The organism is Shewanella livingstonensis, from assembly GCF_003855395.1.
Taxonomy (GTDB): Bacteria; Pseudomonadota; Gammaproteobacteria; order Enterobacterales; family Shewanellaceae; genus Shewanella; species Shewanella livingstonensis.
Map to the genome: position 1 here is coordinate 4469950 of NZ_CP034015.1, position 26753 is coordinate 4496702.

Here is a 26753-nt window from a genome sequence, read left to right on the forward strand (position 1 = left end):
TTTACTGCCGCCTTTATTGTCTACATTAACATTGTAAGAAGGTACAACGAGTGATGGTTGCACCTTGTTGTCTCAGCAAGTCTGGGATAGCTTGCTGGCCGACGATATGTCCGGCGCCGACCACGATAAATAATTGCTTGTGGCTTTTACTCTGTAACAACTGAATGATTTTTTGCGTCATGGTGTGATTACGTTGCCACAACAACTTTTCAAGTAGTTCATCAGCATCGCCCGCTTGCGATTCCATAATAGTCGCCAGTGCGTTGCCATTACCCTGGCGCCATGCGTCAATTAAATCAAGCATTTCAGCATCGCTAGCATTAATCGAATCGTCGAGCATTTGTAACTGAGTCGCCGTTGAAAATGAGGAGATTAATTCAAATTGAAATTGAATACTTTCAAGTTCAACTAAGTCTTTATCACTGCGATTTGCCATAAAATAAGCATCTACACCTTGGTCAGCGCTATAACCTAGTTGCGTAAAACGGTTCATGCTAATTTGCGCAGACTGTAACCAAGGAGCATACGGAGATAATGCTTGGCATAGCCTCTGATGACTTTGGCAATAAATATTACGAGTCGCATTAACTTCTGCTGCAATATCATTAGACAAGCCACCATACTGTTGTAATAACGCGCCGGTATCGCCTTGGCTAATATCAGCCTCTACGACGAGTGTGTTAGATTGTTTAAATGCCGACTCAATATGCTGTCCTAATGGGTAAAAGTCTTGGCGACCAATGTGAATTGAACCCAATAAATATGCTTGCTGCTGTTGATATTCAATTTTATAGAATACCGGTGAGTCCAATGCCACAGCCGATGCAGATCCGAAACACAGCAAAAGTGCGACTAAACTGTAGCAATTTCGTAGTAAGCGACGATAAATCAAACCGATATTAAAAATAAGCGGACTTTTCCTTGTTGCCGGCATAGCAGCTCCTTATAATTAGCTTTATTCTTTGCACATGCACTATGAGGCAATTATGCCGTACACCAATGTTTTTCTACAGATAAAAGAAAATCTGCAAATAGCCTATAGACAAGCGATTGATTCAGATACTCGCCTAGACGAGTTACGTAAAGCGGGTCACGGTAAGTTTGTGGCGATTTTTACAGAAGATCAAGGTTTTACAGAAAGCAGTAACCGCTTCTTACCTTACGTACAAGAATTGGTAGCCGAATTTGATGCCATGCAGAGTAGCACTCATGTAGCACCAGAAACCCTCGAATCCTTTGTCAAAAAGCTTGCGGCCCTGTTGCAAACGCTGCAAGTGTTTAAACAGTCTAAATAATCTCATTGCTCCTGCTGCGTCAACATGCAGGAGCCATCTTCTTCGCTTGATATTATCTTGCTATGCTTTGGCTGCAGTCATTAACTAAACCGGTCGCCACAATAGAGTCACTACAAATCAGTCGTTAATAGATGTTGTGATTAGCAATAATTTATCAAAAAACTGAAGATAAAACTCAGTTTTTTAGTCCGCAAAAAAACAAACCTGACTCATACTAAACTAACGGTAGCTGTTTTGCCGAATACCTAGTCATAATGCCTAATGCTTAATGCCTAATGCCTAATGCTTAATGCCTAATGCCTAATGCCTAATGCCTAATAATTATAACTTTGGCGCGATACTCTTTTGCAACCAATCGGTAAATAAAGTGGTTTCATACTGAAACGGCCTGTCATTAAAGCGATGTGAGTTATACATAAAGCTCATATCCGTAATTTTTTCATCTCCCGCAACGATCACTTTATCAGCCTCAGAAATACTGTAACTAAAAGTGGCTCTTGGTGGATATAAATCTTTTACTATCCGTAAATCACCAGGGGTAGCACCAAATGTTGGTCGCATGTCGCCAGCTAAATCAAGATTAGTCACTGTCATTTGCAGCGTCTGCCCTGGCTTGAGGATTTTTTCGGCTTGTTTATTGATATTCTTAGTTAAGGTTTCAAATAAACGATTTTCAAATCTCGACTGAAGCTCATTTGAGGTTTTGATATCACGAAAATCTTTTGGATTTTGCCATTCTATCTTAACCAACCCCACTTCAGTTACAGGATTAGGTTTTGGCGCATCTTCAGCCATTACTACTTGGGATGCCAATGCCGAAGCTAACAATAAATATTTTACATTCATAATATATCTCCAAAGTACTTAGACACTTGTAATACAAACAATGAGCACAGCTAACATCTGTTTAAGCCATTTTAACCGTGTTAAAATACGGATATTGGTCATTTAATTAAATGTGAACCACTGGATCACATTGTGATGTACTGACTGTAGTCCTAATTAGCTGAACCAATGCTTAACAGCCCGATAATGAGACTTGGTAACCTAAAAAGGAAATCGTGCACTCAGCAAAGGATAGGTTTGACGCATTACTTTTGGCTTAGTACTAAATTTTTTACCCTGTGGCGTACTTTGTCCTGAAGGCAAAAATGGCAGTTCAGTACCGCGGCGATCCTCATAAACTTGCCCAGCGATCAAATCATAGTCTTCAACAAACGGATAAGCATAATCATCCACTAATGGCCAATGTTCAAGATCGCCTAAGCAGTCTGGGTTAGTTATCACCTTGTCGTACCATTGTTGTCCTAACGACAATAAAAAACATCTAAACTCAGTAAAACCATCATCAGAGTCACAACCAGTGACAATATATGCCGCGCCCCAAACTGACCATAAATAGCTACGGCGTAATTGTTGGCCTAACATTTTATCAAATGCTGTAAGCGCTTCATCATCCAAGTTTTCTAATTGCTGGCGTAAACTCAGCGCAAGATCAGCAGAAGACTGCTCAGGTTGCTCGCGGGTGACTAGCGCCCAAAAATGTGTTTCTGTCATCAAAATGTACCCATCGCTCTATTTTGTGCGATATTCTACCTCAAATTCTCCAGCTCGATGACCAATATGAACCTAAACACAGCCCCACGTATGCCTATTCGAGTGGTATTGCTTATATCATTGTATGTTCTGCTCACCATTATTGCGCTTTGGCGTGCGGTATCCTTTGAAGCATATGATTTATTAACCCTAGGGGGAATACCTATTTTTATTGGTTTTATCAAACGTGCAGCATGGGCAAAAGTGTTGTTACTCAGCTATGTAGGCTTACAAACCCTCGGACTTGCCGCGATAACCACAACCGCAGTTATTGCCTATCAAATTACCCCAGAAGATGTAAAACTGGTTTTCCAAGGTTACGATATTCCTTTGATACCACTGTGGTTCTTTCTGTTGAGTGTGATGGTGTTTCAATGGTGGGTAGGACTGTCTAACGCTACCTGTAATTACCTTACAGAAAAATAAGTGTTCATCGCTATTGCTCGGGCGGACTATCATCTCTAGCGTTTTTTTAGTGTATAATTTTCTCATGTATGCAACATTAAAATAACACAATAATAATAAATATCTGTGGAATGTGAATTATGACTAGTTTATCCCCAAGTGAATTATCCATCCTATTACTTGAGCCTTCAGAGACTCAACGTAAAATTATTATGACTCGCCTCCAGCAAGAAGGGGTCATCAGCATTCAAACTGCCGCAACGATTGCTGAAGCTAAAGAGATTATCCAACGCCACAAACCGGATTTAATCGCCAGTGCACTGCATTTTATCGATGGTGAAGCAACCGAGCTATTGCAGTACATCAAAACGACCCCGGCATTAAATGATATTCAATTTATGCTGGTTTCCAGTGAGTGTCGTCGAGAGCAACTGGAAATATTTAGGCAGTCGGGCGTTGTGGCTATTTTACCAAAGCCGTTTAATGCTGAACATTTAGCCACGGCACTTAATTCAACCATTGATTTACTGAGCAACGATGAGCTAGATTTAAGCCACTTTGATGTCCATAATATTAGAGTGCTCGTTGTTGACGACAGCCGTATGGCGCGTAATGTTATTAAGCGCACTATTGGTAACTTAGGCATGCAACTTATTACCGAGGCTGTTGATGGTGAACAAGCTATCAACCTAATGAAAGACAACATGTATGATTTAGTGATAACCGACTACAACATGCCTTCAGTAGATGGCCTGGCATTAACTCAATATATCCGTAACCACAGCCAGCAATCACATATTCCAATCCTAATGGTATCGTCAGAAGCTAATGACACTCACCTAAGTAATGTATTTAGTGCTGGCGTTAACGCCCTATGTGATAAGCCTTTCGAGCCGCAGTTAGTAAAGAAAATTCTTTACCAACTGCTAGAAGAGTAACAACAAAGCGAATAAAGACATTATTTGTACTGATTTTGCCTTAAAACCATTACAGATACTGAATTTATGGGATAAAGTGCTTTTAAACCAGCATGGCTTGTGGCATGTTATTCATGTTTTAAAAAACACTTCTATGGAAAGCAGAGAATATCAATATGAACAAAAGTGAATTAATTGCAAAAATCGCTGAAAATGCGGAACTAACTAAAGCTGAAGCTGGCCGCGCTCTAAAATCTTTCGAACAAGCGGTAACTGAAGCCATGAAAAATGGTGATAAAATTTCTATTGTTGGTTTTGGTTCTTTTGAAACCACGCAACGTGCCGCTCGTACTGGCCGTAACCCACAAACTGGCAAAGAAATTCAAATTGCAGCAGCTACAGTGCCTAAATTTAAAGCCGGAAAAACACTAAAAGATAGCGTTAATTAATTATTACGCTTAGCCTTTTTTTGATAGAAACCTCCTCTGTGGAGGTTTTTTATTGTTTATCAATCAGCATTTATTCACTGCTCGCGATACCATCCCTTCATTTAATATCAACACAGACCTAGATGTAACAATGCCATTGCACAAAAAAAGTGCGCGGTTGCATCATTAAGCCGCAACAAAGATGCAACAAGATAATCCATAAACATATAAGCAACTGACTTTATTACATAAATAGAGTTGGCATGCGATTCGCTAATTAACCTTTAGACAAACCTACATTGAGTCCATTTAATCAAAAAATAAATGCCTCAGTGATAATAAAACGTTAAGGGATGAAGATGAAGAAATCACTATATCAAGCAATTGCATTATCAACAGGCTTATTACTCAGTGGCTCTGCCCTTGCTGAAGTCACTGGCAATATTGGCGCAACATCAAATTATTTATGGCGTGGTACCACGCAAACTAATAATGAAGCCGCTATTCAGGGCGGTATTGACTATGCACATGAATCAGGTTTCTATGCGGGAACCTGGGTATCTAATGTCGATTTTGGTGATGAAACAAGTTACGAGTTAGATCTTTACGGCGGTTATGGCGGTAACTTTACCGAAGACCTAACTTACGACATAAGCTATCTTTATTATGCCTATCCCGATGCAGGTGGCAGCATTGATTTTGGTGAAGTCGCATTAGTACTTGGCTGGAAATGGTTAGATGTTGGTTATTCTCAAGTGATCAATGCTGACTCGGATGTATCAGGTGCAAATGACGAAACTGACTGGAACTATATTCAAGCCAATGCCAGTTTTCCGCTAACAGAAAAACTTAGCATCGCATTCCACTACGGTTATTCACAAGGCGATGTGGTTGAAGATTTATTCGGTGACACTTATGCAGACTACAACGTGACATTAAGTGCAGAAACAGACATAGGCACGGTATCGTTTATGGCATCTGATACCGACTTACCAGACAATGATGCAAAAGTTGTTTTAGGTTACTCATACGGGTTTACGCTATAACGAGTTACGCTATCACACACTCGCTTTATAAGTATATTAACGCAACCTTAACAGGTGGCGTTTTTTTATCGCTATTATATGTCCGCTTATCTGGTGACATCACAACATCAATAAATTTAATCACAAACACACTCTCCGCTGTGGGCACTATATTTTACTCGTAAGGTTTTACTCGCAAGAAATACGTTTACTGCTAAGCTCAGAGTGAAAGGTAAAAATAGCTGTCCAATTGAGTAAAAATATTTTACTTCCCTATTTAGGTTTTTTTAGTTAGAAAATGCTCATTGAATTAATACCACGCTTTTATTCAACATGAGGGTTTTGTTATGGCTAATCTTAGTGAAAGAGTGCCTGATGACACAGAAATGGACGGGATGACAACGCCTAGAAACGTTAAATCCGCCGAAACATTACAACATAAACGCCAAGTAAAGCGAAGATTAGAAGATTTCCTCGAACAAGCTCAATTACGTAAAGCAATTGGTGATGACGACTTTTTCTAAGCAATAGGGATAAACACTTATGTTGTTTATCCCTGTCTTTTTTACATTAGCTAGCATAGCGAATATTACGCGCTAATCGATGCATTAGTTGATACGCGCCGCGTATGCTTACCAGCTTGCGTTTGCGTAAGCAACAACTCTGCCTTGGCGCCTAAATAAACATATATCCCCAAGCCCACCAATAATCCCACTACCGCCAACATCATTAAAATGGCTGGCTCAATATATTGCTTTTCCCCTAGCGACGCTTTAAACATGGTTAACAAGGCTTCAATGGAAATCGCAATCAAAATAGTCGAAATAAACCGAGTAATGGTTCGTCGAGTAGAGCTGTGACGAAAGATATCTTTGTGCATCAGCACTTCCTCTTCTAAAATGGTTTTACCCAAATCAAAAATCGCTAATGCTAAGGTGAGAAAAATAATGATACCAAAGGGCTGTAACGGATCATGAGTCGTCGATATTTGGTTAAACAAGGTGTAGATATCACGGATCACAGTCCACATAAGTACACTGACTAACACAAAAAGACCCAGTACAATCGCAGCATAAATACTTTTAAAAAAGGGTGACATTTTACGCCTAGCACTGTCGCCCATCATAAACTCAATTAATCGTGTTAGGTTGACATCAATAACCACTATCACCACTTGGCCAGAAGCTGATTTGATCATTTGTGATGCCGACAAGCACAATCCACCACCGGCATTAGATAAATAAGGCCGTGTAATATGGACAGTGTCGATAGCAGCCAATTTTGTAAAGTAAGGACGCTGGCTTCGATCAGCATGATGACCACAAGCCATTAATTTAACTTGCCGATTGATGACGCTGATATTAGGGCAAATCTGTACCCCTTGTTGATCAAGTAAATAAATTAGCTCCACAAACGGATAGCTCATTGCCATGTCGTCAAAAATTTTAGCCGATATGGGTTGTTCAAATAAGTTAATATCACCCACACCAATCAAAATAGACTCTAATAGTTCGTGTACTAAGTGCTCATATTCATGATAGCGCTCAATCACACTTAAATAGCTCATCGCTGCCATAAAATTTCCTTTTGATAATGACTACTATAAATAAAGCAGTTTTAATGCCAAAAAAATAAACTATTACTTTTAGTTACTTAAGAAAATTAATACTAAAGCGTTGCGATATATCATGCTAAATTGCACTAAAACAGTGCTGATTACCTGGTCATTTTTTCATTGCGGCTTTGTGATCAACATCTGCTAATATGCACATTAGTATTGCTTACAACATTATCCAGATTAGGAAAAGACAATGTCTGACTCTTTATTGCGTTATCAACAAGATATTCGTCGTTTTTCTGATGAATTAATTCGTATCCAAGCACCGATTAAAATTTTAGACTCGATAAAATGGCCTCGACAAGTTGAAGAGGATTTTTTAGCTAAAAAAAGTAAAGAGTTGCCTAATATCAGCAATGATTTCTATCAGTCAATTCCGCTGTCATTTAACGCAGAGCAAACTCAAACGGACTTACAAGGTTTAAAGAGTGCCGTTGAGCGAGGATTAGGTAAACGCGATAAATTAGGCAAAATTTTACTGGCGAACATTGACCAATATCGAATAGTAATAGATATGCTGCATAACCGCGGCAAGCCAATGTTTGGTAAACTTAGCCAAGAATTATACGGCAGTGCCAGCCACAAATTACATGGCGATCGTCATACAGTACGCCAATTGGGCGATCGCTTAAGCCATATATTTTCGCTGCCAGCAGCGCGCCACATGAGTAGCCGTCACCCTAAAATAGTTACCGCCCCAGAAGCGGTAAATATTCTTAGCGAACGCTTAGTGAAGTATTTTCATAACGATGAAATTCACGTTAAATTGAGCGATGGTATTGTCTCTGATGCCGCTGTAGGTGGCGATACGGTTAAGCTCAATACCCGCGCCATGTTCAGCGAATCGGATCTCAATGTATATGAAGTCCATGAAGGCTGGGTTCATGTGGGCACTACACTCAACGGACGCGCCCAACCACATGCGACTTGGCTCAGTGTCGGTTCTCCACGAGTGACAGCCTCACAAGAAGGCTTAGCGGTATTAATGGAAATGCTTACATTAAGCTCAAACCCAGGCCGAGCTCGACGTATTAGTGACCGCGTATCAGCGGTAGACATGGCAGAACAAGGAGCCGATTTTATTGAAGTGTATCGCTACTTTAGAAATCTTAACCTAAGTTCACAAGACAGCTATCGTGTGACTCAACGGGTATTTCGTGGCGGCATGGTCGGCGGTGGTAGCTTTTTTACCAAAGATATTTCTTACGTGCGCGGTTATGTTGAAAACATTAACTTCATTCGAAGTGCCATTAGCACTGGATTGCCAGAGTTAATCCCTATGCTATTTCTAGGTAAATTAGCCATCGAAGATATTCCGGTACTTTATCAAGCCTATCAAGAAGGTATTATTGCCCATCCGAAATACCTACCACCTATGTTTGAAGACATTAGCGGTCTTTATGCTTGGTTTGGTTTTGCCTCAGGCATAGGCAACATCGACCTAAAAGGGGTGCAACGTCATTTTGCCCGCCAATTTAAAAATGTAACCCCTACCTCAGCAGTCGACTTGTTTGAGGATTCAGAGTTTGATAACAACTTTGAATAAACCACACAGATAATCTAACAGGCTAAGTGTGATATCGTCGCTCTTAGCCTGTTAAAAAACACAGCAAGACCGCTTAATACAGCGTAAATTAACGCCTATTACATGGCTGTCATAAACGTTAAAAACGCCTAAAGCTAAAAACCACGATCAATAAAATATGCCTCACCATTACACTCTAAATACACAGCGCATGATAAATAATTAACTTTGCCGCATTGCTTCATCACAATGGCATTACCGCCTCGTTGGGTCACTTGTAATTTGAGTGACTTAGTCATTGAAGATAAACTTGGAAGATCATCTAACTTTTCAGGATCCGATGAATTTTCACAATATGATGTCGTAACCTCACCCAAAAACTGCGCTTTAAACCTAGACATTTCTGCTGAGGTGTAGGTATCAACCCCTGCTATTGTGGCGTTACCGAGCGCAATTGTACCCGCATTGGTTCGCAGTGACAGGTTAGAACATCCCGACACAAATACCATACTCAAGATGGCTGCAACAGAGACAATAAAGACGACATGTTTCATAAAAAATCCTTTTAAAAAAGCATGTTCATCAATCTGCTGATAAACATGCCTAAAAATCATTATTTGGCTAAAGTTATCCTAAAATAACCACACTTAGCCAACTATTGACGACAATATTAGTTGGCTTTGGATTTTGCGTTAAGTGCGCGTTGCTTAATAAAATACTCACGGGTTAAGCCAAACACCACTGGACTTAATAACACTAAGGCGATTAAGTTGGGAATCGCCATCATCGCATTTAATGTATCGGCTAATAACCAAATAAACTCTAACGAACTGACAGCTCCTAACGGCACGACCAAAGTCCAAAGTAAACGAAACGGTTTTACCGCTTTATCACCGAGTAAGTATTGAACACACTTCTCGCTGTAAAAGCTCCAACCTAAGATGGTGGTAAAGGCAAATATCGCCAATGCTATGGCGACAATGTAATTACCCATAGGCAAGGCATCAGAAAATGCCAAAGAGGTTAATGCCGCGCCGTTTTCACCAGAGGTCCAGGCACCAGAAACAATAATCGCTAAACCAGTAATTGAACACACAATAAGAGTGTCAATAAACGTACCTAGCATGGCCACTAAACCTTGCTTCACTGGGTTATTAGTTTGCGCTGCAGCATGAGCAATCGGTGCACTACCCAAACCTGCCTCATTTGAAAACACTCCACGGGCCACACCAAACCGAATGGCGGCCCATACCGCTGCGCCCGCAAAACCACCTTGGGCCGCTACGGGATTAAAGGCACTTTCAATAATTAACATAAAGGCTGCAGGTACTTGCTCCGCATTAACAATCAATACTGCTAAACCCGCGGTAATATAAAACACTGTCATCAATGGCACCAACTTACCTGCCACTTCAGCAATACGCTTAATCCCGCCCATAAGTACGGCGCCCACCAACACCATCAACACCACACCGGTCACCCAATTGGGTACGCCAAAATTACTGCTCATCGCATCAGCAACTGAGTTAGCTTGTACAGTATTACCAATACCAAAACCGGCAATAGAGCCAAAAATAGCAAAAGCTGTACCTAACCAAGCCCACTTGCTACCTAAGCCATTTTTGATGTAGTACATCGGCCCGCCAACATGATTACCATTAGCATCTGTTTCTCGAAACTTAACCGCCAAAACCGCTTCTGAAAACTTGGTTGCCATACCCACCAGCGCAGTACACCACATCCAAAATAGTGCACCAGGGCCACCAATAAAAATGGCCGTAGCGACACCCGCAATGTTACCGGTACCTATGGTGGCCGATAATGAAGTCATGAGGGCATTAAAGGGACTGACATCGCCTTTTTCACTTTCGTCGGTAACCTGACGACCCGCCCATAATAATTTAAAACCTCGATTTAGCTTTAAAATAGGCATGAACTTTAAACCAATCGACAGAAACAGCCCGACACCTAAAATCATAATTAGCATGGGAACGCCCCATACTATACCGTTAATCATACTGACAAATTGCGTGACTGCTTCCATGTAAAAAACCTCGTAATGAGTAATGACTTATGTCTAAAGTTATAATTATTATTCAACGTACTGTTATTAAACGTACTGTTATTATTTTTCAACGGCCCAATTCCGTTGAAACAGAATATTTTTTAGATTACCTCGGTTTAGTTAACCATAGCAACCATACATATGCGGACCTCAATCATCTTCAAAATGATAATCCTACAGCAATAACAAACGGACCAAAGCATTAGTAGTCTATTGTTCGAGAACGACTTTTAACGTGTCCAAACCTTGCTGTAAGTCAGCACCTATCATGGTTTTGAAGTCGACAAACAACAGCATTAAGTTCGTTGGATACGCAAAGTGACCGCTAAAACCCCAATTAACTTTTGTTTGATTCGCGTTCACCGCTTCGGTCGTCATATAAGCAGGTGCTGTCGCTTCGAAGGGGGAAATAAACCGTAATTCAAAATCGATGCGTTTGCCTTCCTCTATGGCAATAATCTGTTGCTCACCAACACCCACATCAGGATGTTCACTTGCCCATGCAGATACAAAGCCCACTGTCGCATCAGTACCGTGGTAGATTTTCACCATATCGGGATCAATTTGCGCCCATTGACTAAAGTTATCTTGGTTTTTTAGATGTTTCACGTAATCAAAAACCTCAGCAACCGGTTTGTCTATCGTGATAGTGCGAGTGACTGAATAGTCTTGTTGAATAAATAGCGCCACCACAAAAGGCATAGCGATAATAACCGCGACCGCAACGATAATTTTTCTAAACATTATTATTATCCTCTGGCACACAGGCTTATCTGTCAGCATGTTAGGATTACAGGCTAAAAACCAATATTCTCAGTATACCGACTAACGACGGGCTAACAATAAGAAATTAACATTGGGTTAACAATTGGTTAATTTTTGTTGTTATTCTTGCGGTGGTTATTATTACGATTAGGGAAAGTAAATATCGACCGGTTCAATAGCGGATTGCTGGACTAACTTAGCCATACAAGACTGACAAATACATTGGTTATCAGCTAAATCAACCAAAGAAGAGTTTGCTTTATACTGCGCAATAACCGAAGGCATATCCAGTGCTTGCTTAGCACACCAACATGCATCTATGGCTAATCCTTGCTCCATAGCACAAGTATTGGCTTGTTGGCAGAGTGGACACGATTGTGCCGCAGAGATGAATGATGTCATTGCCCAACCTATGATAGTGATGATAAAGAAGAAGCGAGACTTAACATACTGCCATTTATCATCACTATGCTCAATAAGCGCTACGGTCATAACATTCATGTCCGTAGGTTATACTCACAAAAATGCCCACTAAACACTCGCTTAATGGGCATGATGACTACAGATAATGTCATATACCGTTAAATAACCTCACTTAAAACTAGCGTTAAAGGCTAGTTTTTAAGCGGAAAAACTGGATGTGACTCAGCCCCCAAAACAGGTTTACCTGCAACAGATTGACCGTAATATCCTTGATGCTGATGATAGGCTGCTTGAGTTTTGCTTACATCACCGTTAAAGCGAGGATCTTGTGGGCGATCAAACGAATTAAGGTAAGCCGCTACATCCCAAGCTTGTTGAGGTGTGAGTTGCACACTTTTACCTAAGGGCATATTTTCATAAATAAAGTCAGCCGCCGTATTAACCCTGTGCATGCCAGCGCCCCAATTAAAACTTTGAGGCCCCCATAATGGTGGTAATGCGGCAACACCAGCAATAATTTGTCCTTGGCCATTTTCACCATGACATGCCTGGCAATGTGCTTGATACACAACCAAGCCGCGCTCAGGAGAATAAGCTAACTCAGGTTGAGGCGCTTTAGGGAAACCACGTCCAGGCAATTGGCTTAGCGCGGTGATATCTAAGTTTTTGGCAATGGCCGCAGGCATAGAAAAATCATCCCGTTTACCACCTTTAACCAACTCCACATCAGACAATTCAGGCACTGGGCCAGTAACCTTGTATTGGTCCATTAATCCGCTCATACCTAACCAGTAAGAATAGGCCGATATTGCCACTAGCTCAGGAGAGTTTTCCGCCGGTGCTTTACCGTTCATCGAATAGGTAAAACAACCTTGTATGCGCTCTTGAAAAGAGTTTACTTTATCATTTTTCTTACGATAAGCAGGATAGGCAAAATATGCCGCCCATAAAGGCGATGAATTAGCTTGTTGCCCTGCATTCATATGACAATTAACACAATTAAGTTGATTACCAACGTACTTATCGCGCAGTTGCTGAGTATTCACAAACAATTGATAACCTAAGCGAACTTTGTCGCCAAACGCCCCCTGCGGAATAGCGGCTAATGGCGCTGGTTGCAGATAAATATCATCAGCTTTTTTATCCATTGAAGGTAACGCAGCTTGTCGATCGGGTAGTGTCGTTGCAGCGTTAACGGGAGCCAGTCCAGGCGCAACATCAATGGATAGTTCATTGGCCTGCAAAGGCAAGCTAAACAGGACGCCAACGGTCAATAGCGATAATAATTTCATAGCCATGTCCTTATTTTAAATTGGCAAAATATTGCGATAAACCATCAATTTCGGCCGCAGTTAATTTCAACGCAATATTGCCCATCATATTGTCAACATCACCACTGCGAGTGCCATTTTGCCAGGCTAATAACTGGGTTTTAAGGTAACTAGCTTGTTGCCCCGCTAATCGAGGAAATTGCCCACCACCGACTCCGGATGGACCATGGCAACTGGTACAAGCCGGAATAGTGCGCGACCAATCACCTTGAAATGCTAATGCTTCAAAGGGATGACTAATCACAACCTTGTCGCCACGAAATTGTAACGGAATATCTGCCACGGCTTGCTGGCTAAAATATTGTGATACCACCGCAATATTGTCTCCCTGCACGGTGGCAGCCATCGCCAACATAGTAGGATTTTGCCGTTTACCTGCGTGAAACAAGGTAAGTTGATTAGCAATATATTCAGCTGATAACCCGGCTAAACGAGGGCCGATAATATCGATGCCTTGGCCTTGAGCACCATGGCAGGAGGTACACAATTGAGCTACGGCAGGCATAGTGGATGGTGGGGAAGATATTTCTGCTGCTTGAGCTTGCATAACATTAACCATCGTTATGCCAGCTAACACACTGAGCACGTAAAAGGATGTTTTCATCATTACACCTCTTTAGTTATTAACTATGTCATACCACCATAGGCTAAAAAAACTGAAAAATGAATACGGCAAACGTCCAATAGTTAAACAAAAAACCATTAAGATTAACCAAAAACCCCGCTAATGAAACCATTAATGGGGTTGGGAGCAATAACCACTTTGTCTTTTTGCAACAACTCGGTAGCCATACTAACGGGAGACGTTGGTATGGAAGATATTGGTATAAAATATAAATTGTCAGACCTAAGCTATTTAGGCTTTATTTTGGACGCACGCCTAAAGTATGGCAAATAGCATAGGTTAATTCGGCGCGGTTAAGAGTGTAAAAATGAAAATCTTTAACCCCTTCACGAGACAACACTTTTACCATATCAATCGCTACGTTCGCGCCCACCAACTGACGTGTTGCAGGGTCATCATCTAACCCTTCAAACTGACGGTGTAACCAATGCGGAATCGCAACGTTAGTCATATCAGCAAAACGTTTAGTTTGCTTAAAATTAGTCACCGGTAGAATGCCTGGAATAATTTCAACATCGATGCCCGCGGTAACACAGCGATCGCGAAAACGTAAATAGGATTCAACATTAAAGAAAAACTGGGTAATGGCACGGTTAGCACCCGCATCAATTTTTTTCTTCAAGTTAATTAAATCAGCCTGAGCGTTACGGGCATCAGGATGAACCTCAGGATACGCTGCAACCGAAATATCAAAATCTGCCACTGAACGAAGTAAACGTACTAAATCATTAGCAAAGCGAGTCGGCTTTGGACTGCCATCGGGTAAATCACCGCGCAGTGCCACTATGTCTCTTATGCCTGAATTCCAATAATGCTTTGCTAATTCAACTAACTCTTCATCACTGGCATCCACCAAGGTTAAGTGCGGCGCGGCTAGAAGATTAGTTTCTTTCTGGATACGTTCAATCACGCTATGAGTACGATCGCGCACCCCCGAATTGGCACCATAAGTTACTGAAACAAATTTAGGATTTAACGGTTCTAAACGACGAATAGAATTCCACAATATCTCTTCCATCGCAGGCGTTGATGGTGGGAAGAACTCAAAAGACACATTAATATCATTCAGCTCAGACAAGCTCTGATTTAACGACTGGGCATGTTGTGCATGATGAAAAGCCATAATGTATTCCTTCAACTTCTGTAACACTTAGGAGCTAATACCAATTAACTAAAATGATTAATTTAACTTGAATAATTTAGCCGTTTGGACGTCTATATGTCCATATACTAGTTTAACTACATCCTAAGTCAAGCTAAAAAACCACCCATTGGTTAATTTAACCCTAGCGCTAAAATGCAGACAATAAGCGTGGCGCTAATTCACCAGCCAAATTGCTTGAGTCAGTATAAATTTACGGTACACCAACTACTAGTAGTCGCAATATCCATTTTAATGTACTGCCAATTAAGTGGATTACGTACACATCGTTATATTGAACAGTCTTTATTGGCTGCGCCGCGAACCGACACACCATAAGCAATGGGACATGAAATTAACTCAAGATTTAGTATGCGGGTTTGTATACGATGGAAGCCAAACGTAACCTTAATTAAGCTTTATCCGTTGTTTGATGGGTTAAGGTGAACTGAGTTACTAAGCCAAAATCACTCACGCCGCTGAGACAATTTATCGTCATACATAAAAAAGCTACCCTTTAGGTAGCTTTGAAGTAATCAACATAACAGTAAACAAATTACTCGTAATCAGTCGCGTAAGTTTCTTCATAGCTGTGTGAGTAAAGTTCAAACAAGTTACCAAACGGGTCTTCTAAATACACCATTTGTGCTAGCTTGCTGTCGTCTTCTGGGTGGTAACGCATAATATCCATGCGTACTTTACCGCCATATTGCACAGTCCGAGCAATAGCACCTTCAAAGTCATCTGTTTGCAAACAAAAGTGGAAGATACCAAGACGGGTGAAATCAACTTCATGACGTTCTTGACGATCGACCATCTCAAACATCTCAACACCAATGCCGTCTGTCGTGACTAAGTGTGCAATATTAAAGCCTTTAAAGCCTTCACCAAAGACTGCTACACACATTCTACCAATAGCAGTCTTACGTTCTTCTTGCACCTTAGTGTTACCCATTACCACTCGTAAACCCAGCGCTTTAGTATAAAACTCAACCGCTTTATCCATATCGCCAACCATCAAACCTACGTGATTCATTTTCATAACTGACTCCTAAAAACTATTAATTGATTCGTTATTTGTTTCAATGGAGTCATCTTACGCCGAATAAGGTATAAATAAAAATTATCAAACATTATCAAATTAATAATTTAAAATTATTAATTTGAAATAAATAAATAGATTAATTTTATTGAGCAATGGCTTAATCTGAGTCAATAAGACAAATTTAACACAGCAAAAAAGCTTGAAAGCAATCGAGTAAAATTGAAGTTATGGGATTTATAAGTGAGTGGTTAAGCACAGAGGCAATGCACAAAGTGTGAGGGAGATTAATGGCCCAGTCTTTCTATTTCAAGCTCTATTAATAATGCGGTATGTGCATCATTTGCAGCGTATCTTTTCTGATGATCATGTAGCGGAAATATTGACCAATTTGATTGTTGTGCGCTTTTTGATAGCCGTTGATTAAAAAACATCGCAACCGCAACTCTGGCGCCAACGCGTTGTTTAACATGTGCAAAACGCATCACTTTTGAAGAGAGTTCTTCTGTATTAACTAATTTAATTCCAAATTTTCTAAAAAGAATTTTTTTATCTTCTTTCAATCCAAAACCGACCTTTCTTATGGTTGGGTCAGATAATATTTCTGCGATTGCAGTAAAGTTTTCATAAAATTTTGTTGGAAATAAGAATACTGTAGATTTTGTGGCTATCTGAATTAAATGAGGTCCATCACTTACCTCACCTTTTACAAAACAAGGTTTGCTCTCTGTATCAAACCCTAAACAAGAGTGTGTTTTTAACTCCGCGATTGCGCTTATCGAGTCTGCTTCGTTAGTGACAACGATGATATTTTCTAGACTAATACCTTCATAAATGGGTAAATCTCGAATTTGTTCTTTTGTTGGCCTTTCCATTGGATATCCTTACTTTCCAGAGAATGAGTATTTATCTGTGGCGATATTTATAACAGCATAAATCGCTTATTGGCTTTGTCCAATGCCACATTAAATTATCAGGTAACCATTGGTATAACCTAGATACTAATTGTTTGTTTTACTTACATCTTATCTAGCGTTTTCAGAGTTCATTATATTGAGGCCATTAAAGTCTTTCTATAACAGAAAATGTCAATCTGACAAGATGTCAGGTTAGCTTTTTGTATCCGGGTCGTTCTTTGGCATCTGACCTATATGGATATGGAAAATGTCATTATGATGTCAGGAACATCATTGACCATGCCACTACAACATCAATTCGTAAATCCATTAACATCAGATTCCCATCGGAAGCGTTTTCACTTTTATAATAAGATGGGCTGAAGCAGTATAAAACGAGGTCAAAAGCTGGATCTATTTCCGTCGCGACCTTTTCGCAATTGTTGTTTTGTAAATAACGAAAATGTTGCCGGAACGGCAGCGGTCAATTCTTTTATAAAGAGTAAAGAAGGGATTGCTGTTGATCCCCTTTTGGCCAGTGCAGAGTGAAACCATGCGCTCTTAAGCTATTGTGGCCACAGGCCATAAACAACAAAAAAGACCATCTAACATGGTCTTTCAATCATCTTACTCTTGCAGTAAGTCTTTACAAATATGCACCAGATCCGACTGCACTGCCGCAGCAGTCACCTCTCGCCCTGCCCCTGGTCCACGAATAATCAAAGGATTACCTTGATAAAATGCACTGCGAATAACAAACACATTATCCCCCGGAGTTAAGTTAGCGTAAGGATGATTATTATCCACCCACTGTAAACTCACTTCGGCTTGTAGTTTACCTTCAACCTTATCTAACGAAGCAACATAGCGCAAAACTTTATGTTGCTCTGTGGCAGCAACATATTGCTGCAACAAATCCTCATCTAACTCACTAATACGTGATAAAAAGTCTTCCAGTGATAACTCGGCCAAGGCTTTAGGCACTAACGAGTTAAGACTAATATCGTCTAACTCCACCGCCAAACCAATCTCACGCGCTAAAATTAACAGCTTGCGTTGCATATCGCGACCCGATAAATCATCACGTGGATCGGGCTCAGTAATCCCTAAACTGCGTGCCTGAAGCACTAATTCAGAAAACGGTTTACTGCCATTATAGTTTTCAAATAACCAACACAAAGTGCCCGAAAAAATGCCACCCACAGCTTCAATGGTATCGCCACTGTTACGCAAATCATTTAGCGCATGTTGAATAGGTAACCCTGCGCCACAACTGGCGTTATAACGCCAAAACAAACGGCGGTTACTCAGTTGCTGCTTTAATTCGCGATAAAATGGCAATGGCCCAGAACCCGCTAACTTATTGGCACTAACAACATGAATACCACGGGCAAATAGCTGTGGATATTGTAAAGTTAACGCGGCGCTAGCACTGATATCCAACGCGACAATTTCATCGCATGATAACAACGCTAACTGATCAAACAGTTTGTCATAGTCCCACTCAATGCCGTGTTGCTGATAGTCTTGTTGCCATTGATCAAGGTCAATTCCGTCATTGGAAATTAAGGCTTTTTTCGAGCCCACTAACCCCACTAACTCAACGGTGGCTTCAAGCTCATGATCTAATGCTGGGCTAGCGCGTTTAAATAAATCAATCCACGCTTCGCCGATATTACCCACGCCCAGCAATAACACGCCAATGCGCATTCTTGGACCGGCGCAACGGCGATGAACTTTTTGAGTCAATAAGCTCACTTGAGCTTGCGGCACTAAGGTCACTAAACTTAACGCATCTTGATAAACCGGTTTGGCATCGCGGCTCAATAAGCGGGCAAAGCTGCGCCTAAAGTGATGCGCATCGGCACTAACGAGTGCCACTAGGCCTAAATCTGTTTGGGCAATTAACTCTTCAATACCAAATTCACTGCTATGTTGCGTCAGCAGGGCTTGAACTTGTTTGTGGCTTTCTAGTGTTAAGGCAAGCTCAAACTTGTGCTGTGCAAGCGACCAATAAGCTAGCGGCGTAATACCTGCTTTATCCAAAATGGTCAGCAACGGCTCAATGTCTGCGATCATTTTAAAACTAAATAACACTACTTCATTTAAGCTGGTGACCACGGGGGCACTTGCAGATGAACTCAGTGGCGCAATTAAGGTAAAGTCGGTGTGTGAGGCATAACTAGAGCGCACAGCTAAACTTACATCTGTATTAAATAATGGTTGTAAGGTGCGTGAATGCAATACCGGCGAGCCTAAACGTGCTAAGCGATCCGCTTCTGCTAATGACATACTCTTGAGTAATTTTGCATCATTAATTTTATTCGGGTCGGCGTTAAATACCCCTTCAACATCAGTCCAAATAGTCACTCGATCAATGTCGGCTAAACTGGCAATTAAGGTGGCACTAAAATCTGAACCATTACGGCCCAGCAGTAACGTATCACCGTGACGATTTGCACAAATAAAACCTGTGATAACTAAACGCTCTTGCGGGTGTAAAGCTAACAAGGCTTGCACTTTTTCACGCGATTGTGGCACAAGAATATTCGGCACGGCGCCTTCGTCGGCAACTAAAATAGAACATGCATCAACATGAGTCGCTGTCACGCCCATTTCTCGAAGCAATGCGGCCATCAAACGCGCCGACCAACGCTCACCAAAACTCACCACTTGGTTTAATTGGTAGTCATTACGTTGCTCTAAAGACAGTAAACTGACTAATTGAGATTTGTCGGTAGACAAACGTTCGCGTAAATCACGTGCTTGTTCATTTGACAGTAACTGCTCAATTAACGTCTGCTGGTAACTGATTAGAATTTGTAGCTCTTCTTGCCACAATTGACCGCTATCACGCAAACTGAGTAATTTATATAAGAAATTAGTCGTTTTTCCGGCGGCGGATACCACAACTAAATCATCACTTTGACCATGTGTAAGCAAAATATGAGCAACACGGCGATAGCAATCTGCATCCGCTAAACTTGAACCACCAAACTTATGTAAATGACTTCGCGCCATTACTGACTCCTTAAACAACTAATACTTTTATTGCGACTGCTAGACTTCTAATTTGAAATGAATAGTGTGCAAGTGCATGTTTTACTATTTTACTTAATTTGACCGAAACCACAGCAAACTTAAACTCGAATTAAGCGAAATTAAGCTGATTTTATCGCAGTAACCGCTGCTAGGCCTGCTTGAATATCGGCTAAGAGGTCATCTGCATCTTCAATACCGACAGATAGTCTCAATAAAGTGTCTTTAATACCAGCCTGTTGCCTTGCCTGTGGGTCCATTGCACGATGGGTCATCGTAGCCGGAACGGCGACTAAACTTTCCACTCCGCCTAAACTTTCAGCAACACTAAATAAAGAGAGTGCCTGTAAAAAGGCCACAACTTCAGCTTCGCCACCAATTAACTCAAAACTTAACATAGCGCCAAAGCCTTGTTGTTGTTTTGCGGCTATTTCGTGACCTGGATGATCTTTTAGTCCGGGATAATACACTTTAGCCACTACGCCACTGCTATTAAGTAACTCAACAATTTTTTGGGCATTACGTTGATGTTCACGAATGCGCACCGCTAAAGTGCGTAAGCCGCGTAAGGTTAAGTAGCTGTCAAATGCTGAACCGGTAAGCCCTAGCGTGTTTGACCACCAATGTAATAACTCACCCACTTCAGCATCTTTGGCTACTACTGCGCCGCCAACCACATCACTGTGACCGTTAATGTATTTGGTGGTTGAGTGAATAACGATGTCGGCACCCAATAGCAAAGGTTGCTGTAATATTGGCGATAAAAAGGTGTTATCAACCGCCACTAACGCGCCTACAGTATGGCAAGCAAGACTAATCGCATTAATATCGACCACCCGCAGTAATGGGTTTGAAGGGGTTTCTAACCACACCATTTTAGGTTTTTGGGCAATGGCTTTACTGAGTGCTTGAGGATCTGTTTGATCAATAACTAATAACCTAAATTGGCCTTTTTTAGCCAAATTAGTAAATAAGCGATAACTACCACCATAACAATCGTGCGGCACAACCAATAAATCATCTGGCCCCAGTAAACTGGTCACTAGGGTAATGGCGGCCATGCCAGTGCATGTCACCACACCGGTGGCACCTTGCTCAAGTTTTGCCAGTGCCTCACCCAAAATACAACGTGTTGGATTACCCGAACGACTGTAATCAAACTCGCGTGGATTGTTATGGCCATCAAATGAATAATTGGTCGATAAATAAATAGGTGGCACGATAGCACCATGTTGTGTGTCTGTTTCAATACCTTGGCGAACGGCCAAAGTGGCGCTTTGAAGCTTAGTCATAGTTGACTCCTAAAATATCACAAACACACAAATAGATGTCTAGACGTCTAAATTTACCGAAGAGTTCCCCATCCGTCAATAAAAATAGACGTTTAGACGTCTAAACATCAAGAAATCTATTTGCATCGGGATTAAATAGTAGCAATAATTTGACTAGAGATTGTAACGGTTTAAAATCTGCAGCGTATTTATCGTTAAGGGTAAGTTAATGACTGAGTGGAATGGCGAATATATCAGCCCATATGCCGAACACGGCAAAAAGAATGAACAAGTAAAAAAGATTACGGTTTCTATCCCTTTAAAAGTATTAAAAGTACTGACAGATGAGCGGACGCGTCGCCAGATAAATAATCTGCGCCATGCAACTAACAGTGAACTGTTATGCGAAGCATTTTTGCATGCGTACACAGGTCAACCATTACCTTATGACGGCGATTTATCAAAAGATCAGCCGGATAGCATTCCAAGTGAAGCGAAAAAGTTAATGGATGACATGGGTATCGAGTGGGAAGAGCTCGAATAATTCACTGCTTAGTGATTACCTCACAGACTTTGAAACTGCCCTATAAAAGAAGCAGTGATGTTTTGAAAGAGAACTTATGATGTCATTTATCGATCCAACGACCTTGATTCTGGCATCAATTATCGTGTTTTTTGGCGCGCTAACCCAAAGCTTAATTGGCTTTGGGTTAGCCGTTGTTGCAAGCCCGCTGCTGTATATTGTTAATCCTCAATTAGTTCCCGTACCCATTATTGTTATGGGTTTTGCCATTTCTGCAATGACGCTTTTTCGAGAGCGTGGCCACCTGCAATTTAATGGTTTGCAATATGCCTTACTTGGGCGTATTCCTGGCGGATTTTTAGGCGCTGGACTATTGCTGTTTGCCCCACAAGCCATATTAGGGCTAGTAATTGCGGCGATTGTGTTTATTGCTGTAATTCTTAGTATCTTTCGCTTTACCGCCCCCATTAATCGCCTCAGTTTATTTATCGCAGGGGTATTTTCGGGCATATTTGGTAATATCGCAGCCATCGGCGGCCCGCCAATGGCCATTTTGCTTGCAGGCCGAGATGCAAGTCAATTTAGAGCGGCATTATCAGCCTTCTTCGTGTTTAGCTCATTAATTGCGTTAGCTATATTAGCCATTGTCGGCTTAGTTGAAGTAAAGCATTTATGGTTATCACTGTTATTATTGCCTTCCGTCGTTGCTGGTTATCTTGTTTCTGGCCGATTAATTGGCCGTGTCGATAAAGACAAAACCCGCACCGCAACATTAATTTTGTGCAGTATTAGTGCAACAATATTGGTAATAAAGTCCACCAGTGCATTAATCTAACTAACTTCACTAGCTTCACTAGCCTCACTCACACCACTAGCAGTTTACCCAGTAACACATCCTAGGCGTGGCTGCACATTGCTATGGCGGCCAAACACCTATCGCTCGCCATATAGTCTTCCTAACAAAATCTTGTTCTCTATACAATAGATCTGCATCACACTCATTCATTAGATTTTATTCAATTAACTTTTTTTCAATTAGATTTATCTCATGAACATGATCTACTTCAAATTAACACTACTCCCTTTTAGGTAACATTGTTTACAGCAAAGACATAATGACATCTTGCTAATGCACTTCTAATAATAAGCCCTGTAGAGGATAAAATGATGAACACTTACATAAAGGTCGGTATCGCAATCGCCATTGCATTATCTTTTGGTAGCCAAGTTATGGCAGCTGAAGGTGGTAATCCTAAAAAAGGCAAACACCTGTACAAAAAAGAATGTAAAGCCTGCCACAGTGCCAACAGTGAAGGCCAAGAACTCACCCCGATGACCAAAACCATGAGCCAGTGGGATCGTTTTTTTACACGCGACATGCACAAGGCTAAACCTGCCGTTTTTGAAGCGTTGTCAGAAAAAGACTTAAAAGATATTCAACAGTTTTTATATGACCACGCCGCCGATTCAGACCAACCAGCAACCTGCGGCTAACGCATTAATGCTGAGTGCCTTTTCGTCTTAAGCGAAAGCACCAGCCAATAATCAAACTGAAAAAATAGTGGGGCTTAGCCTCAGGGATTTTTACAACAAAAATTAGCCAAAATGACTTATTTATTTGGCTAATTGGGGAGAAAGACCATGAGAACTCTCATCTCAATATTAGTGGCTAACGCGCTCTTTATGAGCGGCGCAAGCCTAGCAGCAGACACAGATGCACAAAAAATTGCCGATCTTAAACAGCAACTTGCCAGCATTACCGACGATCTCGACGACTTAAACTCACGAGTTGATAAAACCGAACGTCACACCGCCCTAGACAGAGTGGCAATTACGGGTGATTTTAGAACCAAAGCGCATTCATTACATTATCAAAATGTCACTTGGAACCCAGCCATGAACGTTAACTTTTCTGACTTTGGCGCTAAAGCCATGTCAGGAGTGTTTGGCGATCCAAATAGTGCTACCTCACCGTTAGGCCAAATGATGATGGCAAACCCTGATTTAGCCAGCGCGTTTCAAAGCGGTATGCTTCAAGGCGTTATGCCAATGTTGTTAGGCCAAAAAACCCAACAAGACATTGATAACGATATATTTTACACAACTCGATTACGCCTAAACATTGACGCCAAAGTGTGGGATAACGTCAGCTTTGCAGGACGCTTAACCATGTTTAAAAGCTGGGGAGACTCTGCTGGGGTTAAAGTATTCGACTCATGGAATTCATTCACCATGGATGGCACCAGTAGCGGTAGCACCAGTGGTGATGAATTAAAAGTAGAACGCGCCTATTTTAACTGGAAAGACATTAACGGCAGTGGCACTTACCTTTCTATTGGACGTCGTCCATCAACCTACGGTCCACCAAATCATTATCGTGAAAATGAGCTCAGAGGCGGCACGCCATCGGGTCATTTAGTTAACTTCAACTTCGACGGTCTAACCCTAGGTTATGATCTTAGCGATATTACCGGTATTGAAGGCCAAACAGTACGTTTTTGCTATGGCCAAGGCTTTGAATCACAGTACGGCAATGGCGAATTGTTTGGTGACATCATCACCAAAGATACCCATCTCGGCGGGTTTAATATCGACGTGATTAATGACGGTAACCATTTCTTACAGTTCACTTTATTCGGTGCTAAAGATGTCAATGATGGCTTTACGGGCACCATGGCATTCCCGACTCAACTGGCGGGTATCTTTGCCCCAACCATGTATCAAGACATGCAAAAATTTGACAACTTTAACTTTGTCACCCGCGTGCAACCAAGCGGTGTGATTGGTGATTTGTACTTAGGTGGCTTAGGTTATGCCTATGAAACCGATGACGACATGAAAATGTTTGCTTCACTTGGTTGGACTCGTGCAGAACCTAACGGTAATGCCGGTTTGTTCGGTGGCATGCTAAGCGATGCTATATTTGAAGCAGAACTTAACAGCACGGGTACTGAAATTATTATGGTGCCAAAAGAAACTGTTGATAGCGACACCAAAGATGGTTACGGCATTTATGTCGGTATGCAAATACCTGCACCCTACGGAAAGTTCGGCTTGGAATATAACTACGGTTCTAAATACTGGAGTCCCTTCACCCAGGCACAAGACGACCCAATCGGCAGTAAATTAGCCACTCGCGGCCATGTTGCCGAAGCCTATTATATCTTTGATATCAATCCAAAAATGTTTATCAAGTTAGCCGGTTTGTATTACGACTATGAATATACCGGCAGTGGCTCACCTGTAGGTGCGCCAATGAAGGTTGACGATGTGATTGCCGGTAACGCGTTCTCAATGCTACCCGTGGTCGACACCGCCTATGACGTTAATGCTTCACTAACGATTAACTTCTAACCTACATCCCTAACTTGGCCCCCCTGAGCACAAGCTCAGGGGTAAGGACAAACATCATGAAACTATTATCAGCACTGGCTGTATTACTGTTATTGAGCAGTAGCGCGCAGGCTGCATTTAACCACAAAGAGGCGCTAAAAGGGCCTTTTGCTAATGGCCCTGAAGTGACGACACAATGCTTAACCTGCCATAAAGAACATGCTGAAGAGTTTATGAAATCTTCACATTGGACTTGGGAGTTAGAGCAAAAACTACCTGACCGCACTGTGATGCGCGGTAAAAAGAACAGTATTAACAACTTTTGCGTATCGATATCGGGTAACGAACCGCGTTGTACCAGTTGCCATGCCGGTTATGGTTGGAAAGATTCAACATTCGACTTTAAAGACATGACCAAAGTCGATTGCTTAGTCTGCCACGACACCACAGGAACTTACATTAAAGATCCTGCGGGCGCAGGCGAGGCCTTAGCAAGAGTCAATTTAGCCAATGTTGCCCAAAATGTAGGTGCCCCCGTGCGTGACAATTGCGGCAGTTGCCACTTTTACGGTGGCGGCGGTGATGCGGTTAAACACGGCGATTTAGACTCATCAATGTCTTATCCAGACAAAGCGACCGATGTTCACATGGACACCGATGGAAATGACTTCCAGTGTCAAACTTGTCACGTTACTGAAAATCATCAAATTACCGGTAACTCGATGGGCGTATCACCTGGTGGGGAAAACAAAATTGGTTGTGTAAACTGCCATGATGGCGCGCCGCATAAAAATACAAAGCTTAATACCCACTCGGAAACGGTAGCGTGTCAGACGTGTCACATACCCTCATTTGCTAAAAATGAACCCACCAAAATGCGTTGGGATTGGTCACAGGCAGGAGAAGATCTTCCTGAAACAACAGACCAATACGGCAAGCACACCTTTATGAAAAAGAAAGGCAGCTTTATTTGGCAAAAAGACGTTAAACCACAATATGCCTGGTTTAATGGCCGCGCCGATGCGTATATGGCTGGCGATAAAATGGACCCAACTAAAACGGTTAAATTGGCTTATCCATTAGGTGATATTCGCGACCCTAAAGCTAAAATCTACCCATTTAAAGTGCACACGGGTAAGCAAATCTATGATGCTAAACTCAATATTCTAATAACCCCTAAAACGTACGGTGAAGGTGGCTACTGGGATAAGTTTGATTGGGATTTAGCTGCTAAATTAGGTATGGAAGCTAACCCAACCATGGTAGAAAAAGGACTCAAATATAGTGGTCAGCATGGTTTTGTTGAAACTGAGATGTGGTGGCGCATCAACCACATGGTGTCACCAAAAGACAAAGCACTACAGTGTAATGACTGCCACAACAAAGGCGAGCGTTTAGACTGGAAAGCCCTTGGTTATGATGGCGACCCAATGAAAAATCGTAAAGGGATTAAACACACAAAAGCTCAATAAAAATGCAGTAAATTACTA

The 26753-nt window shown here is 41.5% G+C and carries 27 protein-coding genes; 12 read left to right on the forward strand and 15 right to left on the reverse strand.

Annotated features, from left to right (window positions below):
• Positions 1-25 precede the first annotated feature (25 nt).
• Positions 26-934 carry a TraB/GumN family protein gene (locus EGC82_RS19475; RefSeq protein WP_124732221.1) on the reverse strand — a complete coding sequence of 303 codons (909 nt, stop codon included), beginning with the start codon at positions 932-934 and terminating at the stop codon, positions 26-28.
• Between the two features lie 52 nt (positions 935-986).
• Here EGC82_RS19475 and EGC82_RS19480 point away from each other — a divergent pair, with 52 nt between their 5' ends.
• The gene (locus EGC82_RS19480; RefSeq protein ID WP_124732222.1) at positions 987-1295 is read left to right on the forward strand and encodes a prephenate dehydrogenase; all 309 of its coding nucleotides are present in this window, start codon (positions 987-989) and stop codon (positions 1293-1295) included.
• A 321-nt stretch (positions 1296-1616) separates the two neighbouring features.
• On the opposite strand, the gene EGC82_RS19485 is transcribed toward EGC82_RS19480, so the two are convergent.
• Together EGC82_RS19485 and EGC82_RS19490 are read right to left on the reverse strand one after the other, a co-directional pair.
• Complete coding sequence (locus EGC82_RS19485; protein ID WP_124732223.1) at positions 1617-2141, reverse strand: DUF3016 domain-containing protein; 525 nt, start codon at positions 2139-2141, stop codon at positions 1617-1619.
• 201 nt (positions 2142-2342) lie between these two features.
• Positions 2343-2852: a DUF4240 domain-containing protein gene (locus EGC82_RS19490; RefSeq protein ID WP_124732224.1), complete on the reverse strand. Its 510-nt coding sequence runs from the start codon at positions 2850-2852 to the stop codon at positions 2343-2345.
• Between the two features lie 66 nt (positions 2853-2918).
• Between EGC82_RS19490 and EGC82_RS19495 the strand changes: the two genes are divergently transcribed.
• The 5 genes from EGC82_RS19495 to EGC82_RS21300 all read left to right on the forward strand — a co-directional run bounded on the left by EGC82_RS19495 (position 2919) and on the right by EGC82_RS21300 (position 6190).
• The gene (locus tag EGC82_RS19495) at positions 2919-3317 is read left to right on the forward strand and encodes a hypothetical protein (RefSeq protein WP_244212494.1); all 399 of its coding nucleotides are present in this window, start codon (positions 2919-2921) and stop codon (positions 3315-3317) included.
• A gap of 119 nt (positions 3318-3436) precedes the next feature.
• Positions 3437-4234, forward strand: a complete 798-nt coding sequence (locus EGC82_RS19500; RefSeq protein ID WP_124732226.1) for a response regulator — start codon at positions 3437-3439, stop codon at positions 4232-4234.
• Positions 4235-4389: 155 nt separating this feature from the next.
• Entirely contained in the window at positions 4390-4662 is a 273-nt protein-coding gene (locus EGC82_RS19505) for an HU family DNA-binding protein (protein ID WP_101033991.1), read from the forward strand.
• A 338-nt stretch (positions 4663-5000) separates the two neighbouring features.
• Entirely contained in the window at positions 5001-5687 is a 687-nt protein-coding gene (locus EGC82_RS19510; protein ID WP_124732227.1) for a TorF family putative porin, read from the forward strand.
• A gap of 326 nt (positions 5688-6013) precedes the next feature.
• Entirely contained in the window at positions 6014-6190 is a 177-nt protein-coding gene (locus tag EGC82_RS21300) for a PA3496 family putative envelope integrity protein (RefSeq protein WP_164839171.1), read from the forward strand.
• 65 nt (positions 6191-6255) lie between these two features.
• Here the strand turns inward: EGC82_RS21300 and EGC82_RS19515 are convergent, their stop codons facing one another.
• Positions 6256-7242, reverse strand: a complete 987-nt coding sequence (locus tag EGC82_RS19515; RefSeq protein ID WP_124732228.1) for a PDC sensor domain-containing protein — start codon at positions 7240-7242, stop codon at positions 6256-6258.
• A gap of 235 nt (positions 7243-7477) precedes the next feature.
• On the opposite strand from EGC82_RS19515, the gene EGC82_RS19520 reads away from it, so the two are divergent.
• Positions 7478-8830, forward strand: a complete 1353-nt coding sequence (locus EGC82_RS19520) for a flavohemoglobin expression-modulating QEGLA motif protein (protein WP_124732229.1) — start codon at positions 7478-7480, stop codon at positions 8828-8830.
• Between the two features lie 134 nt (positions 8831-8964).
• Here EGC82_RS19520 and EGC82_RS19525 read toward each other — a convergent pair whose 3' ends face one another.
• The 11 genes from EGC82_RS19525 to metB form a co-directional block, all read right to left on the reverse strand.
• On the reverse strand, positions 8965-9363 hold the full coding sequence (locus tag EGC82_RS19525; protein WP_244212495.1) for a hypothetical protein: 399 nt from the start codon (positions 9361-9363) through the stop codon (positions 8965-8967).
• A 116-nt stretch (positions 9364-9479) separates the two neighbouring features.
• Positions 9480-10853 carry an alanine/glycine:cation symporter family protein gene (locus EGC82_RS19530; protein WP_124732230.1) on the reverse strand — a complete coding sequence of 458 codons (1374 nt, stop codon included), beginning with the start codon at positions 10851-10853 and terminating at the stop codon, positions 9480-9482.
• 231 nt (positions 10854-11084) lie between these two features.
• Positions 11085-11618 carry an SRPBCC family protein gene (locus EGC82_RS19535; RefSeq protein WP_124732231.1) on the reverse strand — a complete coding sequence of 178 codons (534 nt, stop codon included), beginning with the start codon at positions 11616-11618 and terminating at the stop codon, positions 11085-11087.
• Between the two features lie 168 nt (positions 11619-11786).
• Positions 11787-12131 carry a cysteine-rich CWC family protein gene (locus EGC82_RS19540; protein WP_244212496.1) on the reverse strand — a complete coding sequence of 115 codons (345 nt, stop codon included), beginning with the start codon at positions 12129-12131 and terminating at the stop codon, positions 11787-11789.
• A 122-nt stretch (positions 12132-12253) separates the two neighbouring features.
• Positions 12254-13354, reverse strand: a complete 1101-nt coding sequence (locus tag EGC82_RS19545) for a c-type cytochrome (RefSeq protein ID WP_124732232.1) — start codon at positions 13352-13354, stop codon at positions 12254-12256.
• Positions 13355-13364: 10 nt separating this feature from the next.
• On the reverse strand, positions 13365-13952 hold the full coding sequence (locus EGC82_RS19550; RefSeq protein ID WP_164839250.1) for a c-type cytochrome: 588 nt from the start codon (positions 13950-13952) through the stop codon (positions 13365-13367).
• A gap of 304 nt (positions 13953-14256) precedes the next feature.
• Positions 14257-15141: a methylenetetrahydrofolate reductase gene (gene metF / locus EGC82_RS19555; RefSeq protein WP_124732233.1), complete on the reverse strand. Its 885-nt coding sequence runs from the start codon at positions 15139-15141 to the stop codon at positions 14257-14259.
• 574 nt (positions 15142-15715) lie between these two features.
• Entirely contained in the window at positions 15716-16201 is a 486-nt protein-coding gene (locus EGC82_RS19560) for a VOC family protein (RefSeq protein WP_124732234.1), read from the reverse strand.
• A 287-nt stretch (positions 16202-16488) separates the two neighbouring features.
• Entirely contained in the window at positions 16489-17076 is a 588-nt protein-coding gene (locus EGC82_RS19565) for a 3'-5' exonuclease (RefSeq protein WP_124732235.1), read from the reverse strand.
• Positions 17077-17724: 648 nt separating this feature from the next.
• Positions 17725-20118, reverse strand: coding sequence for a bifunctional aspartate kinase/homoserine dehydrogenase II (locus tag EGC82_RS19570; protein WP_124732236.1), 2394 nt, complete (start codon positions 20116-20118; stop codon positions 17725-17727).
• Between the two features lie 140 nt (positions 20119-20258).
• On the reverse strand, positions 20259-21428 hold the full coding sequence (metB, locus tag EGC82_RS19575) for a cystathionine gamma-synthase (protein WP_124732237.1): 1170 nt from the start codon (positions 21426-21428) through the stop codon (positions 20259-20261).
• A 208-nt stretch (positions 21429-21636) separates the two neighbouring features.
• Between metB and metJ the strand changes: the two genes are divergently transcribed.
• The 5 genes from metJ to EGC82_RS19600 all read left to right on the forward strand — a co-directional run bounded on the left by metJ (position 21637) and on the right by EGC82_RS19600 (position 26735).
• A complete protein-coding gene (metJ, locus tag EGC82_RS19580; protein WP_011638970.1) occupies positions 21637-21951 on the forward strand; it encodes a met regulon transcriptional regulator MetJ in 315 nt (104 codons plus the stop codon).
• 76 nt (positions 21952-22027) lie between these two features.
• Entirely contained in the window at positions 22028-22765 is a 738-nt protein-coding gene (locus EGC82_RS19585) for a sulfite exporter TauE/SafE family protein (protein ID WP_124732238.1), read from the forward strand.
• 329 nt (positions 22766-23094) lie between these two features.
• Complete coding sequence (locus EGC82_RS19590; RefSeq protein ID WP_124732239.1) at positions 23095-23424, forward strand: c-type cytochrome; 330 nt, start codon at positions 23095-23097, stop codon at positions 23422-23424.
• A gap of 147 nt (positions 23425-23571) precedes the next feature.
• Positions 23572-25284, forward strand: coding sequence for a DUF3373 domain-containing protein (locus EGC82_RS19595; RefSeq protein WP_124732240.1), 1713 nt, complete (start codon positions 23572-23574; stop codon positions 25282-25284).
• 56 nt (positions 25285-25340) lie between these two features.
• A complete protein-coding gene (locus EGC82_RS19600) occupies positions 25341-26735 on the forward strand; it encodes a tetrathionate reductase family octaheme c-type cytochrome (RefSeq protein WP_124732241.1) in 1395 nt (464 codons plus the stop codon).
• Positions 26736-26753: the final 18 nt, after the last annotated feature.